Annotated in this window: 14 protein-coding genes; 3 read left to right on the forward strand and 11 right to left on the reverse strand. The window is 68.9% G+C overall.

The features are described from left to right. Positions 1-310: 310 nt before the first annotated feature. The 7 genes from U4Y88_RS18675 to U4Y88_RS18705 all read right to left on the reverse strand — a co-directional run bounded on the left by U4Y88_RS18675 (position 311) and on the right by U4Y88_RS18705 (position 6,721). Positions 311-943: an alpha/beta hydrolase gene (locus U4Y88_RS18675; RefSeq protein WP_310633170.1), complete on the reverse strand. Its 633-nt coding sequence runs from the start codon at positions 941-943 to the stop codon at positions 311-313. Between the two features lie 52 nt (positions 944-995). Next, entirely contained in the window at positions 996-1,325 is a 330-nt protein-coding gene (locus tag U4Y88_RS18680) for a (2Fe-2S) ferredoxin domain-containing protein (protein ID WP_224010269.1), read from the reverse strand. A gap of 131 nt (positions 1,326-1,456) precedes the next feature. Next, on the reverse strand, positions 1,457-2,809 hold the full coding sequence (locus tag U4Y88_RS18685; protein ID WP_321785596.1) for a VanZ family protein: 1,353 nt from the start codon (positions 2,807-2,809) through the stop codon (positions 1,457-1,459). Positions 2,810-2,867: 58 nt separating this feature from the next. Continuing rightward, positions 2,868-3,497, reverse strand: a complete 630-nt coding sequence (locus tag U4Y88_RS18690) for an ABC-type transport auxiliary lipoprotein family protein (protein WP_224010265.1) — start codon at positions 3,495-3,497, stop codon at positions 2,868-2,870. A gap of 173 nt (positions 3,498-3,670) precedes the next feature. Continuing rightward, the gene (locus U4Y88_RS18695) at positions 3,671-4,633 is read right to left on the reverse strand and encodes an MlaD family protein (protein WP_224010263.1); all 963 of its coding nucleotides are present in this window, start codon (positions 4,631-4,633) and stop codon (positions 3,671-3,673) included. 49 nt (positions 4,634-4,682) lie between these two features. Next, positions 4,683-5,564: an ABC transporter ATP-binding protein gene (locus tag U4Y88_RS18700; RefSeq protein WP_224010478.1), complete on the reverse strand. Its 882-nt coding sequence runs from the start codon at positions 5,562-5,564 to the stop codon at positions 4,683-4,685. 23 nt (positions 5,565-5,587) lie between these two features. Next, positions 5,588-6,721, reverse strand: a complete 1,134-nt coding sequence (locus tag U4Y88_RS18705) for an MlaE family ABC transporter permease (protein WP_224010261.1) — start codon at positions 6,719-6,721, stop codon at positions 5,588-5,590. 414 nt (positions 6,722-7,135) lie between these two features. Between U4Y88_RS18705 and U4Y88_RS18710 the strand changes: the two genes are divergently transcribed. The 3 genes from U4Y88_RS18710 (at position 7,136) to U4Y88_RS18720 (ending at position 9,187) form a co-directional block, all read left to right on the forward strand. Next, positions 7,136-8,050: a biotin--[acetyl-CoA-carboxylase] ligase gene (locus tag U4Y88_RS18710; protein ID WP_321785598.1), complete on the forward strand. Its 915-nt coding sequence runs from the start codon at positions 7,136-7,138 to the stop codon at positions 8,048-8,050. Next, on the forward strand, positions 8,047-8,868 hold the full coding sequence (locus U4Y88_RS18715; protein ID WP_321785600.1) for a type III pantothenate kinase: 822 nt from the start codon (positions 8,047-8,049) through the stop codon (positions 8,866-8,868). The genes U4Y88_RS18710 and U4Y88_RS18715 overlap by 4 nt, the downstream gene beginning before the upstream one ends. 79 nt (positions 8,869-8,947) lie before the next feature. Next, positions 8,948-9,187, forward strand: a complete 240-nt coding sequence (locus tag U4Y88_RS18720) for a hypothetical protein (RefSeq protein ID WP_224010255.1) — start codon at positions 8,948-8,950, stop codon at positions 9,185-9,187. A gap of 65 nt (positions 9,188-9,252) precedes the next feature. On the opposite strand, the gene rfaE2 is transcribed toward U4Y88_RS18720, so the two are convergent. The 4 genes from rfaE2 to U4Y88_RS18740 form a co-directional block, all read right to left on the reverse strand. Beyond that, positions 9,253-9,735 (reverse strand): D-glycero-beta-D-manno-heptose 1-phosphate adenylyltransferase, encoded by a 483-nt coding sequence (gene rfaE2 / locus U4Y88_RS18725; protein ID WP_205997738.1) that lies wholly within the window; start codon positions 9,733-9,735, stop codon positions 9,253-9,255. A 181-nt stretch (positions 9,736-9,916) separates the two neighbouring features. Next, positions 9,917-10,786: a ferritin-like domain-containing protein gene (locus U4Y88_RS18730; protein ID WP_224010254.1), complete on the reverse strand. Its 870-nt coding sequence runs from the start codon at positions 10,784-10,786 to the stop codon at positions 9,917-9,919. Between the two features lie 464 nt (positions 10,787-11,250). After that, positions 11,251-12,537: a patatin-like phospholipase family protein gene (locus U4Y88_RS18735; RefSeq protein ID WP_321785601.1), complete on the reverse strand. Its 1,287-nt coding sequence runs from the start codon at positions 12,535-12,537 to the stop codon at positions 11,251-11,253. 73 nt (positions 12,538-12,610) lie between these two features. After that, positions 12,611-13,372, reverse strand: a complete 762-nt coding sequence (locus tag U4Y88_RS18740) for a PhaM family polyhydroxyalkanoate granule multifunctional regulatory protein (RefSeq protein WP_321785603.1) — start codon at positions 13,370-13,372, stop codon at positions 12,611-12,613. Between the last annotated feature and the right edge of the window lie 99 nt (positions 13,373-13,471).

A 13,471-nucleotide genomic window follows, 5' to 3' on the forward strand; every position in this document is an offset into this window, starting at 1 on the left:
GGCGCGCCATGCGGCGCACGGTCGGGTGAGGCGGATTGCGCCGCCTCGCTCACACGCCTGATGAGATTTCAGGCGGGCGCGGCGGCCGCAAAAAGAGCGCCCATTATACGCGTCGCGTGCAGGCGTTTTTCGAAGTGGGCACACGTTTGCGCGCACCTGTCGTGCATTTTTAACGCTTCGCGCGCATTTTTTGCGGCGCCGCGCGATGTTTTCTCACGATCGTCCGACGCACGGCTTACAGCCATTGCGTGCGAACGATGTGGACCCTAAAAACGTGCGCGGGTGAAACCGATATGCAAACGCGCAGCGCTCAGCGCCAGGCCTCGACGATGATGCGCTTGAGAATATGCAGCTTGCGATGCAGGAAGTGTTCCGCCCCCGGAATCACCACAACGGGCAGTTCCTGTGGCCGCGCCCATTCGTACACCGACAGAATCGGCACGGTGTCGTCGAGTTCGCCGTGAATCACGAGCGTGTCCTCGCGCACCGGCGCGACTTCCCAGCGGCTCGCCGCCGTGCCGACGAACACCATGCGCTCGATCTCGCCGCCCGCTTCCAGATAGCGCTTCGCGACGTGCGAGAGCACGAAGGTGCCGAACGAAAAGCCCGCGAGCACGAGCGGCACATCGGCCTGACCCGGCTGCGCGCGCATGTAGCGGATCAGTTCGAGCAGATCGTCCTGCTCGCCGATGCCGTTGTCGTGCGTGCCCGCCGTGCCGCCGACGCCGCGAAAGTTCGAGCGGTACGTCGTATAGCCGAGTTGCACGAGCGTGCGCGCGAGCGTCTGCGCGACCTTGTTGTCCATCGTGCCGCCAAAGAGCGGATGCGGATGCGCGACGAGCGCGATACCGCGCACGGGCGTGCCGGCGTCGGGCGTGTCGAGCGCGCATTCGATCTGGCCGATCGGGCCGTCGATATGGAATTTCTGCGTCTGGGCGTTCATCGGGCTACGGTCCTTGCTGTCGTTTTTACAGTCGTTTTTATCCCGGCGTGCATCACGGACGGTCGATCAGCAGACGCTCGACCACCTGGCCGTTCTGCAGATGCGACACGACGATTTCCTCGATGTCGGTTTCGTCGACATAGGTGTACCAGGTGCCTTCCGGGTACACGACGACGACCGGGCCTTCCTCGCAGCGGTCGAGACAGCCGGCCTTGTTGACGCGCACTTGCCCCGGACCCGCGAGGCCCAGTTGCTTCACGCGTTTCTTTGCGTATTCCTGCATCGCCTGCGCGTTGCAGTTCGCGCAGCTCGGACGCTCGGCGCCGGGCTCGCGCTGGTTCAGGCAGAAGAACACATGGTGTTTGTAGAAGGAATCGGTCATGGCTGAATACCGGTGAAGGCGGTGAAAGTGGGGGCGGCGCTTGCCGGAGGATCGGAACCGGAAACCGGTGACGATGCGCGCGCGGCGTGCCTGATCGGATCGCTGAAGGCGGTTCTGGAATGTGCGGTCGATTATAGCGAGCGCCGCGCGAGCCACGCGCGCTCCAGCGAGAACGCGCTCCAGCCGAGCGCGGCCCACGGCCAGCTCCACGCGAGCCAGTGCGCGAGGCCGTTGAAATGCAGATAGCGGCCCTGACGCCAGTCGGCGAGCACCACGTCGAAATACGGATTCACGGGCAGCACGTTGACCAGCACGAGCGCCACGGCCAGCGCGGCGCTCGCCGCCGCCGCGCGCGCCGCGCGCGGCAGGCGCAGCGCGAGAAAAGCCGCGAGCGTGCCCCAGACGAGGCCGCCGAGCGCGCCCGGCGTCGCCCAGTTGAAGATCAGCCCGCTTTGCGATTGCAGGAAGGTCGCGCCCGCCTTGACCACCAGCGTCGCCGCCAGCAGCACGACGATCATCCGCGCGCGCGGCGCGCGCTGGCGCATCGGCAGCGAGGCGAAGGCCGCCGCGCCGAACAGGTTCAGCGTCGTGACGAGCGCTTCCCAGCTGCTGTCGGGCAGGCGCGCGGCGAGCGCGTCGGGCAGCGCGCGCAGATGCCAGGCGGCGGGCGTCCAGGCGAGCACGGCGTCCTGCATCGAGGCGTCGAAGCGCTGCCAGATCGCGCGCGGCCAGTCGCCCATGCCGAACAGGCGCGGCGCGGGAAACATCGTCGCGAACGGCCAGAGCGCCGCGAGCACCATCAGCGCGCCGGCATCGCGCTCGAACCAGCGAAAACGCAGCCGCCGCAGAAAGCCGCGTTCGAGCAGCGCGCCCGTGAGCGGCGCCGCGAGCGCCGCGCCCAGCAGCGCACCGAGCGCATTGGTGGCGAGATCGAGATTGGACGCGACGCGCGTCGGCAGATAGGTCTGCACCGCTTCCATCGCGCTGGAGAGCAGCGTGCCGCCCAGCGTCGCGAGCGCGACGGCCGCCAGCGCGCGGCAGCGCGGCCAGACCGCCAGCACCGCGAGCGCGCCGAACGGCATGTAGCCGAGCACGTTGGTGACGACGTCGAAGACGGTCCAGTAGCGCGGAAACGGATCGTTGAGAAAGTCGAACGGACCGAGGCCGAGCGAGCGCCAGCCCGAGAACGGATACCACGAGCCGTAGACGATCAGCGCCGTGTAGAGCGCCAGCGCCTGGCGCGAGAGCGTGGAGGCCTGGCGCGGCAGGTTCTCGCGCGAAAGATCGGGTGAACTGCGGGATGAACTGTTGGGGGGACTGTTGGCGGAACCGCCGCGCGAATCGACGGCGACATCGCGCGCAGGATCGAGCGAGCCGGATTGCGCAGACGCAGCGGACGCCTCCCGCGCGCGGGCCTCGCCGCCGCCGGATTCGCCGATGCCGCTCTCGTCGTCCTTGCCGTCCTTACCCGCTTTGCCGCTCATCCAACCGGTCCCACTGGAGCCGCGTGCCGCGCGCCGCGCGCGCCGCCCGCCGCGTTCCTCAAGGCGTGCCGGCGAATGCCTGCACGCTCAGCCATGCGCCGATCTGGCTCGCGAAGTCGTCGCTCGCCGTGCGCAGCGCCGCCGCCCCGCCCGCCGCATCCGGCGTGCTCGCCGGCGCGCGCGCAAGGAACGAACGCTGCGCGATCACCTTGCCGCCCTGCATCAGCGTCGCGCGCGCGGCCAGCACGCCCGAGCTTTCCGACTGGGTGTCGAAGACCTGTTCGAACTCGGTGAGTTCGACCTTGAGCATCGGCGCCTGCACGGCGTCGGCGCCCGAGAGCACCGTCACGCGCGTGGCGAGCGAGGTGCGCAGACGCTGCGTGAGCAGGCGCGCGGGCGACATCGTCCAGCGGCTGTCGGCGTAGCGCGCCGAGCGCTGCGAGTCGCCGCCGATGCGATAGACGATGCCGTCGTGATCGAGCGTGGCCGGCGCGCTCACTTCGAGCACCTTGAGCGGCGGCAGCGTGGGCGCCGCGGGCGGCGCTTCCTGCGGCCCGAGGTCGTAGCGGATGTCCGAGAGCGCGGCCGGATTGCCGGCGCACGCCGCCAGCGTGCCGATGGCGAGCGCCGCGAGCGCGGCGCAGCAAAGCCGCAGGAGCGAGCGTGACGGGGTGGCTTGGCGTGACATTGCGGTTCCTTCCGGTTCTTGCGGTTATGCGGCGCCGTTCTGACAGGCGCCGCCCAGGTCGAATGGACTCCGACTCGGTTGCGGCGCAGCAGTTCGCGGCGCGCGCAGCAGCATAGCGATTTTTGCGAGGGGCCAGAACGCGTGCCGCTGCGTCGTGCCGCCTCGCCGCGGACTTACTTCGCGCCCGTGCCCGGCCAGGCGAAGCCCGGCTCGCCCGGCCCCGGCGCGGGTTGCGGCGCGCCGCCGAACAGCACGCTGCGCGGGCTGCTGCTAAAGGTGCCCGCCGCGCGGTCCACCGAGCGCATCGCCGAGCGCACGTCGTCGGTCAGCGAATCGACGCGGGGCAGCGTGTCGTAGCCCACGCGCGCCGAGAGTTCCTGGATCGACATGTCCATCGAGGCGAGCGCCTGCCCCGCCTGCGCCGCCGCCGTGCCGGCCTTGTTCAGATTGGTCTGGAACGGGCCGTCCGGGCGGTTCACGCTGGTGATGAGCTGATTGGTCGACTGCAAGGTTTTCTGCAGATCGGCGACCGCGCCCGGCAACTGCTTCGCGGTCGGCTGCAACTGCTGCGCGAGCGTGTTCACGCTGTCGGCGGCCTGCTGGAGCGAGACCACCGTCGCCATCACCTGCTTGCGGTTTTCCTCGCTGAGCATCTGGTCGACGTCGGTGGCGATGCTGTCGAGCTTGCGCAGCAGCACGTCGCCGCGCCGCTGAAGCTGGTCGAGCAGGCCGGGCCGCAGCGGAATCTCCGCCACATTCTTCTCCGACGACGCGAGCGGCGACTGGTCGAGGCCGTTGTCGTCGAGCTGCACGAAGGCGATGCCGGTCACGCCCTGGAGCGCGAGCGTGCCGAAGGTCGAGCGCGTCATCGGCGCCTTCTGGTCGACCAGCACGCGGATGCGGATCTGGCCCGGATGCGCCGCGTCGAAGCGGATCGACTGCACCTTGCCCACGTCGAGACCGCGATAGCGCACGGCCGCGTCCGGGTACAGGCCCGTGACGCTGCTGCGCGAAATCAGGTCGTACGGCACGCGCACCGAATGATTGGCGCTGAAGAAGAAGACCGCCAGCGCGATGGCCGCCAGCAGGCCGATCGTGAAGAGGCCGGCCCAGAACGCATGCGGTTTGTTTTCCATCGTCAGATTCCCTTGTTGGCGACCTTGCGCCTCGTGACACGCCCGCGCGTCAGCACGGCTTCACGCCCACGGATGCGGGCAGCAGCGCCGCCGGCGGCAGCTTCGCGCGGCGCTCGGGCGGCAGCGCCTGTAGCGCGCGCCGTCCGCGCATGCCCAGAAAATATTCGCGGATGAACGGATCGTCCACGCCGGCCGCCTCTTCCACGGGCGCGGCCACCAGCACCTTGCGCTCCGCGATCACGGCCACGCGCGTCGAGAGCGCGACCATCGCGTCCAGATCGTGCGTGATCAGCACGACGGTCAGGCCCAGCGCGCGGTGCAGCGTGCTGATCAGTTCCACCACTTCGTCCGACGAGCGCGGATCGAGCCCCGCCGTCGGTTCGTCGAGTATCAGCAGTTCGGGCTCCAGCACGATCGCGCGCGCGAGCCCGACGCGCTTGACCATGCCGCCCGAGAGCGCGGCCGGCATCTTCGAAGCGTGCTTGCACGGCAGCCCGACCATCTCCAGCTTGAGCATGACGATGTCGCGCAGCAGGTCGGCCGGCACCTTGCCAAGCTCGCGCACCGGCTGCGCGATGTTGTCGTACACCGACAGCGACGAGAACAGCGCGCCGTGCTGAAAGAGCATGCCGGTGCGCGTGCGCATCAGGCGCGCGCGCTCGGGATCGGTCGTCGTGATGTCTTCGCCGAACATCTTGATGGTGCCCGACGTGGGCCGTTCGAGCCCGAGAATCTGCCGCACCAGCGTGGTCTTGCCCGAACCCGAGCCGCCCACGATCGTGACGATTTCGCCGCGCCGGATATCCAGATTCAGATGCTGATGGACGATGTTGCGCCCGTAGCGCTTCGTGAGGTTGCGCACCTCGATGATCGGCTCGCCGATCGCCGGCAGCGGCAGGTCCTCGACGGCTTCCTTGAGCGGCGTGCCCAGCGTGCCGGTCGTGGTCAACGTGTTCATGACAGCCCCACGTTCTGGAACAGGATGGCGAACACGGCGTCGGCGAGGATCACGATGGTGATCGACGACACGACCGAGGTGGTCGTGCCCTCGCCGAGACTCTGCGAATTCGCCTTGATGCGAAAGCCGAAGTGGCAGCCGACGATGCCCACCAGCATGCCGAACGCCACGCCCTTGCCGAGCCCGATCCAGAGGTTCGCGATCGGCACCACGCCCGGCAGCGAACGCACGAAATACGACACGTCGATGCCCAGCACCGCCTTGGCCGCGAGCGCGCCGCCGAGCAGCGCGATGATATCGGTCCAGATCACCAGCAGCGGCATGGCCACGCCCAGCGCGACCACGCGCGGCAGGATCAGCCGCAGGCCGTGCGAGATGCCCATCACGCGCATGGCGTCGAGCTCCTCGGTCACGCGCATCACGCCGATCTGCGCGGTGATGGCCGAACCGGAGCGCCCAGCCACCAGTATGGCCGCAAGCACGGGACCGAGTTCGCGAATCACCGCGAGCCCGAGAATATTGACGATGAACTGGTTCGCGCCGAACAGCCGCAACTGCTGCGCAGAGAGATACGACAGCACGATGCCGATCAGGAACGCCACCAGCGCCGTGATCGGCAGCGCGCGCGCGCCCGCGTTGTAGACATTCGCGGAAATCTCGATCCAGGGCGTGGCCTTCGGCTTGCGCAGGATAAAGAGCAGATCGAGGATCACGCGGCCGAGCATCGAAATGCCGCCGTAGAGGTGATCCCAGAACGAGAAGATCGCGAGGCCGAGTTTCGTGACCGGATCGATCTTGACGACGCGCTCCGGCGCCTCGCGCACCGAATCGAGCAGCGCGATGCGCTCGAAGATGTCGCGCTGCGTCTGCGTGAGCGCGACCAGATCGGCGGGCAGCTTGTGGCCCCAGACGCGCCAGAGCGCCTGGCCGCCGACGTGATCCATGCGTTCGATCCGCGACAGATCCCACTGGCCGACGCGCTCGCCGAGCAGCGCGCGCAGCCGCTGCGCCGCGCCGCCCTGATCGCGGTCGCGTGCGAGCGCGAGCGCGGTCCACTGGCCGGACAGGCGCACGATCTTTCCCTGGTTGCCGGCCGCGATTTCGAGGCCAGGCGGCGTCTCTTGAGTCAAGGCGGGGCGCTCGGACGGAAGAAATGATCAAACATTGTATCGAACGCGCCCCGTTTCGGCGGTGCGAGCGCGCACCGATTTCGCATCGCGCCACGAGGGTGCGTGCGAGGGCGCGCGAGGCTGTGGACAATTCTGTGGATGACCTGTTGGCACCCTGTGGGCACGATGGGGAATTCGCGGACCGTCAGCGCGATTCTCATCATCACAATCGTTCGCGCCTGTGGATGAATCCGTGGATAAGCTGTTGGCAGCCTGTGGGTGGGCTGTGAATTTGCCTAAAAAGCGGGCATTCCGGCGATAAAAACGCACGAGGGACGGATCGCGTCGGCCGCCTCCTCTGTCAGCCCATCGGCCGCGCCGTTCCCGCGCCGCCCGCGCGCCGCACAGCCACGGCCAGCCACTACAATACGCACCATGAATGCGACGCCCCCCACCCCCGCTCCGCGCGCCGACGACTGGCGCATCGACCGCGACCGCGCGGTGACGCTGTTCGGCCCGGCTGCACACGACTGGCCGATCGAAATCGTCGAGGAAACCGGCTCCACCAATGCCGACCTGATGGCGCGCCTGAAAGCGCTGCCCCATCGCACCAACGCGCTCGCGCGCCCGCTCGTGCGCGTGGCCTATCTGCAAACCGCCGGACGCGGACGGCGCGGCCGCGGCTGGGTCGCCCAGCCCGGCGACGCGCTGCTCTTCTCGCTCGCCTGCGTGATCCCGCGCCCGATCGAAGGACTCGCGGGGCTCAGCCTCGCGGTCGGCTCGGCGCTCGTCGACGGCCTGCGCACGCTGCCCGTGAGCGCACCCGGCCAGATCGCGCTGAAATGGCCGAACGACGTGCTGCTCGAAGGCGACAAGCTGGTGGGGATTCTGGTGGAAACGGCGTGGAGCACGCCCGACGCGACGGCGGTGGTGATCGGCATCGGCACCAACGTGCGCGGCGCGGACGCGCTGGTTGCGAAAGTCCAGGCGCTCAACGCCGACACCGCCGCGCAGCAGGCCGCGCCCGTGCCCGGCGCGGCGCCCACGGCGCTCTCGCGCGTGTGGCCCGGCGCCAATCTCACCGACGTGCTGGCCGCCGAACTCAACGCGCTCGAAGACGCGCTCGCGCGCTTCGGCGAAAGCGGCTTCGCCACGTTCCAGGCGCGCTGGAACGCGTGCCACGCCTACGCGGGCCGCGAAATCGCGCTCTACGAACAAGGCGCCGAGCTGATGCGCGGCATTGCCGTGGGCGTGGACGAGCGCGGCCAGTTGCTCGTCGATACCGCGCGCGGACGCGAAGCGGTCACGACCGGCGACGTCTCGCTGCGTCTCGCGGGCGGCGGCGCATGAGCCGCGCGGCCGCGCCCTTTCTGCTGATCGACGCCGGAAACAGCCGCATCAAATGGGCCCTCGTGGCCGCCGACGGCGCGCGTCTGCACGCGGGCGCGGCGGATCATGCGAGTCACGATGAAGCGCAAGATCCCCGTCTCGATTTCGCCGATTGGGCGACGCTGCCCGCGCCCGGCGGCGCATGGATCTCGAACGTGGCCGGCGAAGCCGTCGCGCGCCGCCTCGACGCCGCGCTCGACGCGCGCTGGCCCGGCCTCGCGCGCACGGTGATCCGCGCCTGCGAACGCCAATGCGGCGTGACCAACGGCTATAGCACGCCCGACGCGCTCGGCAGCGACCGCTGGGCCGGCATGATCGGCGCGCGCGCGGCGTTTCCCGGCGAACCGCTCCTGATCGCCACCTTCGGCACCGCCACCACGCTCGAAGCGCTGCGCGCCGACGGCACCTTCGTCGGCGGCCTGATCGCGCCCGGCTGGACACTGATGATGCGCGCGCTCGGCGAGCACACCGCGCAACTGCCGGTGCTCGACGCGCAGCACGCGCGCGGCCTGATCGACGCGCCCGCGCGCGCGCCAGGCGAGCAGCCCGGCCCGCTTTTCGCCACCGACACGAAGCGCTCGATCTCGGCGGGCTGCGCGCTCGCGCAGGCGGGCCTCATCGAGCGCGCGTGGGCGGATTTGCAAGATGCGTGGACAATGCCGGTCCGGCTGGTGGTGAGCGGCGGCGCGGCAGCCGAAGTGACAGCGGCGCTCAAGGTGCCGCATACTCGCCACGACGCGCTGGTGCTCGCCGGCCTCGCGCTGATCGCGCAGTCCTGAGCCCGGCCCAAGCCCTGCTGGACGCCGCATTGCACGGCGCCCGCCCATCCGAACCACGATTTCGACGGAGTTTCACACGATGCTGCGCTGGCTAATCGCCATCCTGATTCTCGCCAACCTGCTCGCCTTCGCGGCGATACGCGGCCTGTTCGGTCCCATGCCCGCTTCGGGCTCGCTGCAACGGCAGCATCTGAACCGGCAGATTCACCCGGAAGGACTTACGGTGCGGCCAATCAAGCCGTCGGAGTCCGTGGACGTGCCCGTGGTCGGCGGCCCGGTGGCCGAGCCGGCCATCCAGGCGTCGACGCTCACGCAGTGATCATGTAGGGGTTACACAGTAGTGACACACCAGGCGCGGCGTCGCTTACCTCATCGCGCGATCGATCAGGATTGCGCGCGCACCTTCTGCAACAGCTTGGTGGTCGAGCGGTCGTGCTCGAACGCGATCGCCAGCGCCTTGCCGCCCCAGCCGCGCACGAGCGCCGACTCGGGCAGCGCATCCATGTCGTAGTCGCCGCCCTTCACGAGGATGTCGGGGCGCACGGCCTCGATCAGCTCGATCGGCGTCTGCTCGCCGAACTGCACCACCCAGTCCACGCTTTCGAGCGCCGCCAGCAGCGCCATGCGGTCGTTTTCGTTGTTGATCGGACGATCGTCGCCCTTGCCGAGCCGCTTCACCGAAGCGTCGCTGTTCACGCCGACGATCAGCGTTGCGCCGAGCGCTTTGGCGTCGGCGAGATAGGTCACGTGACCGCGATGGAGGATGTCGAAAACGCCGTTGGTGAACACCACCGGACCGGGCAGCGAGGCGCGCATCTGCGCGAGCGCCTCGCGCGTCGTGATCTTGCGTTCGAAGGAAGCGGGCATCGGATGTGACTCGAAAAGAAGTTGACTGACTGCGGGACTAACTGCGGGACTGACGGCGGGATTAGCCGCTGGACTCACAACGTAAAACGGCCCGGACGCGCAAGCGTGCCGGGCCGTTTTCGATTCATGCGTTTTGCGCTTCGGGGCACGCCGCGAGGCGCGCGCCCGAAGGCGCCGGCGCTCAGGCCGGTTGCTGCGTGCCCTGCTCGGCCTGCAGGCGCTGCACCACTTCCTTGCGGTAGCGGTTCAGTTCCTGCGCCGTGCTGAACGTGCGTTCGAACAGGATCGACAGGTTGTGCAGAATGCGCTCGATGACCTTCTTTTCCCAGCCGTCGTCGAAGCGGATCTGCTCGTCGAGCCAGCGCTCGAGCCATTCCGGGTCGGGCAGGCGCGATTGCACCGTGTCGCGCGGGAACAGCGCCTGGTTCACGTGCAGGTTGGTCGGGTGCAGCGGCTTTTCGGTGCGGCGCGCCGACGCCATCAGCACGCCGATCTTCGCGAACGCCGCGCGCGCGACGTCGCCGCAGTTCACGAGCGCCTTCTTCATATAGCGCAGGTACGCGCCGCCATGACGCGCTTCGTCGCGCGAAATGGTTTCGTAGATGGCCTTGATGACCGGCTCCGTGTGCCATTCGGCGGCGCGGCGGTACCAGTGGTTCAGGCGGATCTCGCCGCAGAAGTGCAGCATGAGCGTTTCGAGCGGCGGCGCCGGATCGAATTCGAAGCGCACAGCGTGCAGTTCTTCTTCCGTGGGCACCATTTCCGGCTTGAAGCGGCGCAGGTATTCCATCAGCACGAGCGAGTGCTTCTGTTCTTCGAAGAACCACACGCTCATGAACGCGGAAAAGTCGCTGTCGTGATGGTTGTCACGCAGGAACATTTCCGTGGCCGGCAGCGCCGACCACTCGGTGATCGCGTTCATCTTGATGGTCGCGGCCTGCTCGTCGGTCAGGAGCGACGCGTCGAATTGGTCCCACGGAATGTCCTTCTCCATGTCCCATCGGACCGATTCGAGCGACTTGTAAAGTTCCGGATAAAGCATCGTGTTCATAGTCCCGCCCCTGTTCTGCGCATGACGACTTGTAGCGTGCCGCCTGCTGCGCGTGCCATCACGCGGCGCACAGGCGAAAAGCGTTTAATTTTACGCGGTAACCGGCCCTCTGGACGCAATCTCACCGCGGCTAAACAGATTGTTTCCTGTCGAGCGGCAATCCGCGCTGCCGGGGTGTAAGGCGCCGTCGTGGGTTCTGGGTAGTTGCACCGTGCCTCGAACCCGGCTGCCGAAATGTCCGCGGGGCCGCCGGTTCGCGATGCCCACGCCGCCTGGCCGCCTCGCCCGCGTGATACGCGGCGGCCCCGGCGGACCGTCCCAGCGCTGCGACAGAATGACGCAGCGCCATCTCCCGATGATCGCATCGGAAATCGCGTGGAGGCACGTGCCATAAGGCTCGCGGCGCTCCGACGCTCTGACTGGACGGCCAGAAAAACCTTACACCATGATAGCACGCCGATCTTTCAGTTCCGGGGCGCCTCCGGGTGCGCCGTGACGACGCCCGACGGCGGGTCCGGCGGCGCTGCCGGCGCCACGGTCGGCGCTGCTGCTGGCGCCGCTGTCGGCGTCTTCAACCAGCTCAAAAGCACCTCGCGCTGGGCGAGCGTGTCGCGGTAGCCGAGTTCGATCAGCGCCTGCGTGAATTCGCGCTCGAACAGCAGATAGCTCGCAAACGCCGCGCCCGAGGCGCGGTTGCCGCCCACCGCGCCCAGCAGCATGCGCACCGAACGCGGCAGCCGCTGCAGATGGCGCGCCGCGATCAGCTCGATACGCTCGCTCGGACCGATCGCGAGCACCTCGATATGCCGCCAGCCGCTTTCCGGCTCGACCGTGTGCGGCAGTTGCAGGACCATGCGGTTGACGTGCTCGACGCGCTCGATGTCGGCGCCGAGCGCATCGAGGAACACGCTCGCGAGCACCTGCTGGCCGACTTGCGCGAGCGTCGGATAGACGTCGATGTCGGGGCGCGCGACCGAGACTTCCGGCGCTTCGGGCGCGGGCGCACCGGGCGTCGGCGCGCTCGCGCCGATCACGACGATGCGCTCGGCGCCGAAGTGGATCGCGGGCGAAAGCGGCGCGATCTGGCGGATCGAGCCGTCGCCGAAATACTCGTGATGACCGTCGAGTTCGAGGCGCACGGCGGGAAACACATAGGGAATCGCCGCCGACGCGAGCAGATGCGCGGGCGTGAGCGCGACCATGCGCGCCGTGCGCTGCGCGCGCCGCCAGGCCTGGATCGGCTCGCTCGCCTGATAGAAAGTCAGATGCCGCCCGGACGAATAACTGAGCGCCGTGACCGAAAGCGCGTGCAGCAGGCGCGCGTCGAGCATCTGCTCGATGCGATGGAAGTCGAGCGTGGCGGCGAGAAAGTGCGCGAGCGGCGCGTTGTCGAACAGCGTGCGCGGCGTGCGGCGCGCGCCGAGCCCGAAGGTGGCCCAGCCGAACGCGAGCGCCGCGAGCCAGCGGCCGCCCGCCGCCGCGATGCCGGGCCAGTCGGTGCGATAGACCTTATCGGCGCTCAAACCCGCCCAAACGTCAACGAGACGCGCCGCGCCGTGCTGGAAATGGTCGGCGTGGCTGGCGATGGAAGTGGCGTTGATCGCGCCCGCCGAAGTGCCGCAGATCACCGTGAACGGCATGGCGCGGCGCAGCGGCTCGGCCTGCGCGGCGAGTTCCGCGAGCGCGCGCAACGCACCGGCCTGGTAGGCCGCGCGTGCGCCGCCGCCCATCATCACGAGCGCGAGCCGCATGATGCCGACGCTCCCCGTTCCTCATGTTCCGGCGCGCGCCGCCGAAGCCGCGCGCGCCCTCAGCCCCAAGCCCTCAGCCCTCGCCGGGCTGCGCGGGCGCCTTCTTCGTGCCGCGTGCCGCCGTACGGCTCGCGCCACCCGTACTGCTGCTGCCGCTACGCCTCGTCGACGGCTTCGCGCGCGGCGCGGCCTGCTCGCCGCCGCCGTGCGCACCGGCTGTCGCCGACCCCGCAGCCGCCCCCGCCGATGCCGCCGCTTCGGCGGCCGCCTGCGCGGCCTGCGCCGCTGCGGCCGGCTGCGCCATCGCGAACTGTGCGAGCTGATTGAACTGCGATTGCAGCAGATTCCACCACCCCGACGCATCGAAGCCCGGCGGCGGCGCGGCATCGTCCGGCGCGTTGGCGTCGCCGTCGGCGCTCGCGCCCGGCTTCGCTTCGGCCTGATGCGGCGCGGCGCGCTCCGGCTCGGGCGGCGGGCTCATCTGCGCCTGCGCGAACGCGCCGAACGCGCGCAGCGTCGAGAGCGTCGCGCGCTGCACTTCGAGCGCCTGGATCGCCGACTGCAACATGCTCAGATTGAGCTTGAGCCATTGCTCGACGGCGCGCAGGTCGGTGATGCGCTTGTCGAGTTCCTCGATGTTGGTCAGCGGCGTCATCATGTCGGACATCATCGAAAGCGACGGCCCGAGCCCCTGGCCCGCGCCCGGCTCGCTGCCGGGAAACGCGCTGCCGAACGGCGTGAGCCGCATCATCCCCCACATGCGGTCGAGCATTTCGGCGGGCGGAAAACCGGGAAAGCCCGGGAACGGCGGAACGGCGCCTGCGGAATCGGTCATGCGGATCTCCCTCGCAATGATGAACGGGCTCGCGCGCGGCGCGCCCGTGTGACTCATGGTATGCACAGCACGTTTCGATGATACCGCGCGCGTGAGCAG

This window comes from Paraburkholderia sp. J94, from assembly GCF_905220285.1.
GTDB lineage: Bacteria > Pseudomonadota > Gammaproteobacteria > Burkholderiales > Burkholderiaceae > Paraburkholderia > Paraburkholderia tropica_A.

What these genes read in the sequence shown, in the direction of transcription:
- U4Y88_RS18675 (WP_310633170.1), bottom strand. Translation starts at nt 943, where the DNA reads ATGAACGCCCAGACGCAGAAATTCCATATCGACGGCCCGATCGGCCAG.
- U4Y88_RS18680 (WP_224010269.1), bottom strand. Translation starts at nt 1,325, where the DNA reads ATGACCGATTCCTTCTACAAACACCATGTGTTCTTCTGCCTGAACCAG.
- U4Y88_RS18685 (WP_321785596.1), bottom strand. Translation starts at nt 2,809, where the DNA reads ATGAGCGGCAAAGCGGGTAAGGACGGCAAGGACGACGAGAGCGGCATC.
- U4Y88_RS18690 (WP_224010265.1), bottom strand. Translation starts at nt 3,497, where the DNA reads ATGTCACGCCAAGCCACCCCGTCACGCTCGCTCCTGCGGCTTTGCTGC.
- U4Y88_RS18695 (WP_224010263.1), bottom strand. Translation starts at nt 4,633, where the DNA reads ATGGAAAACAAACCGCATGCGTTCTGGGCCGGCCTCTTCACGATCGGC.
- U4Y88_RS18710 (WP_321785598.1), top strand. Translation starts at nt 7,136, where the DNA reads ATGAATGCGACGCCCCCCACCCCCGCTCCGCGCGCCGACGACTGGCGC.
- U4Y88_RS18715 (WP_321785600.1), top strand. Translation starts at nt 8,047, where the DNA reads ATGAGCCGCGCGGCCGCGCCCTTTCTGCTGATCGACGCCGGAAACAGC.
- U4Y88_RS18720 (WP_224010255.1), top strand. Translation starts at nt 8,948, where the DNA reads ATGCTGCGCTGGCTAATCGCCATCCTGATTCTCGCCAACCTGCTCGCC.
- rfaE2 (WP_205997738.1), bottom strand. Translation starts at nt 9,735, where the DNA reads ATGCCCGCTTCCTTCGAACGCAAGATCACGACGCGCGAGGCGCTCGCG.
- U4Y88_RS18730 (WP_224010254.1), bottom strand. Translation starts at nt 10,786, where the DNA reads ATGAACACGATGCTTTATCCGGAACTTTACAAGTCGCTCGAATCGGTC.
- U4Y88_RS18735 (WP_321785601.1), bottom strand. Translation starts at nt 12,537, where the DNA reads ATGCGGCTCGCGCTCGTGATGATGGGCGGCGGCGCACGCGCGGCCTAC.
- U4Y88_RS18740 (WP_321785603.1), bottom strand. Translation starts at nt 13,372, where the DNA reads ATGACCGATTCCGCAGGCGCCGTTCCGCCGTTCCCGGGCTTTCCCGGT.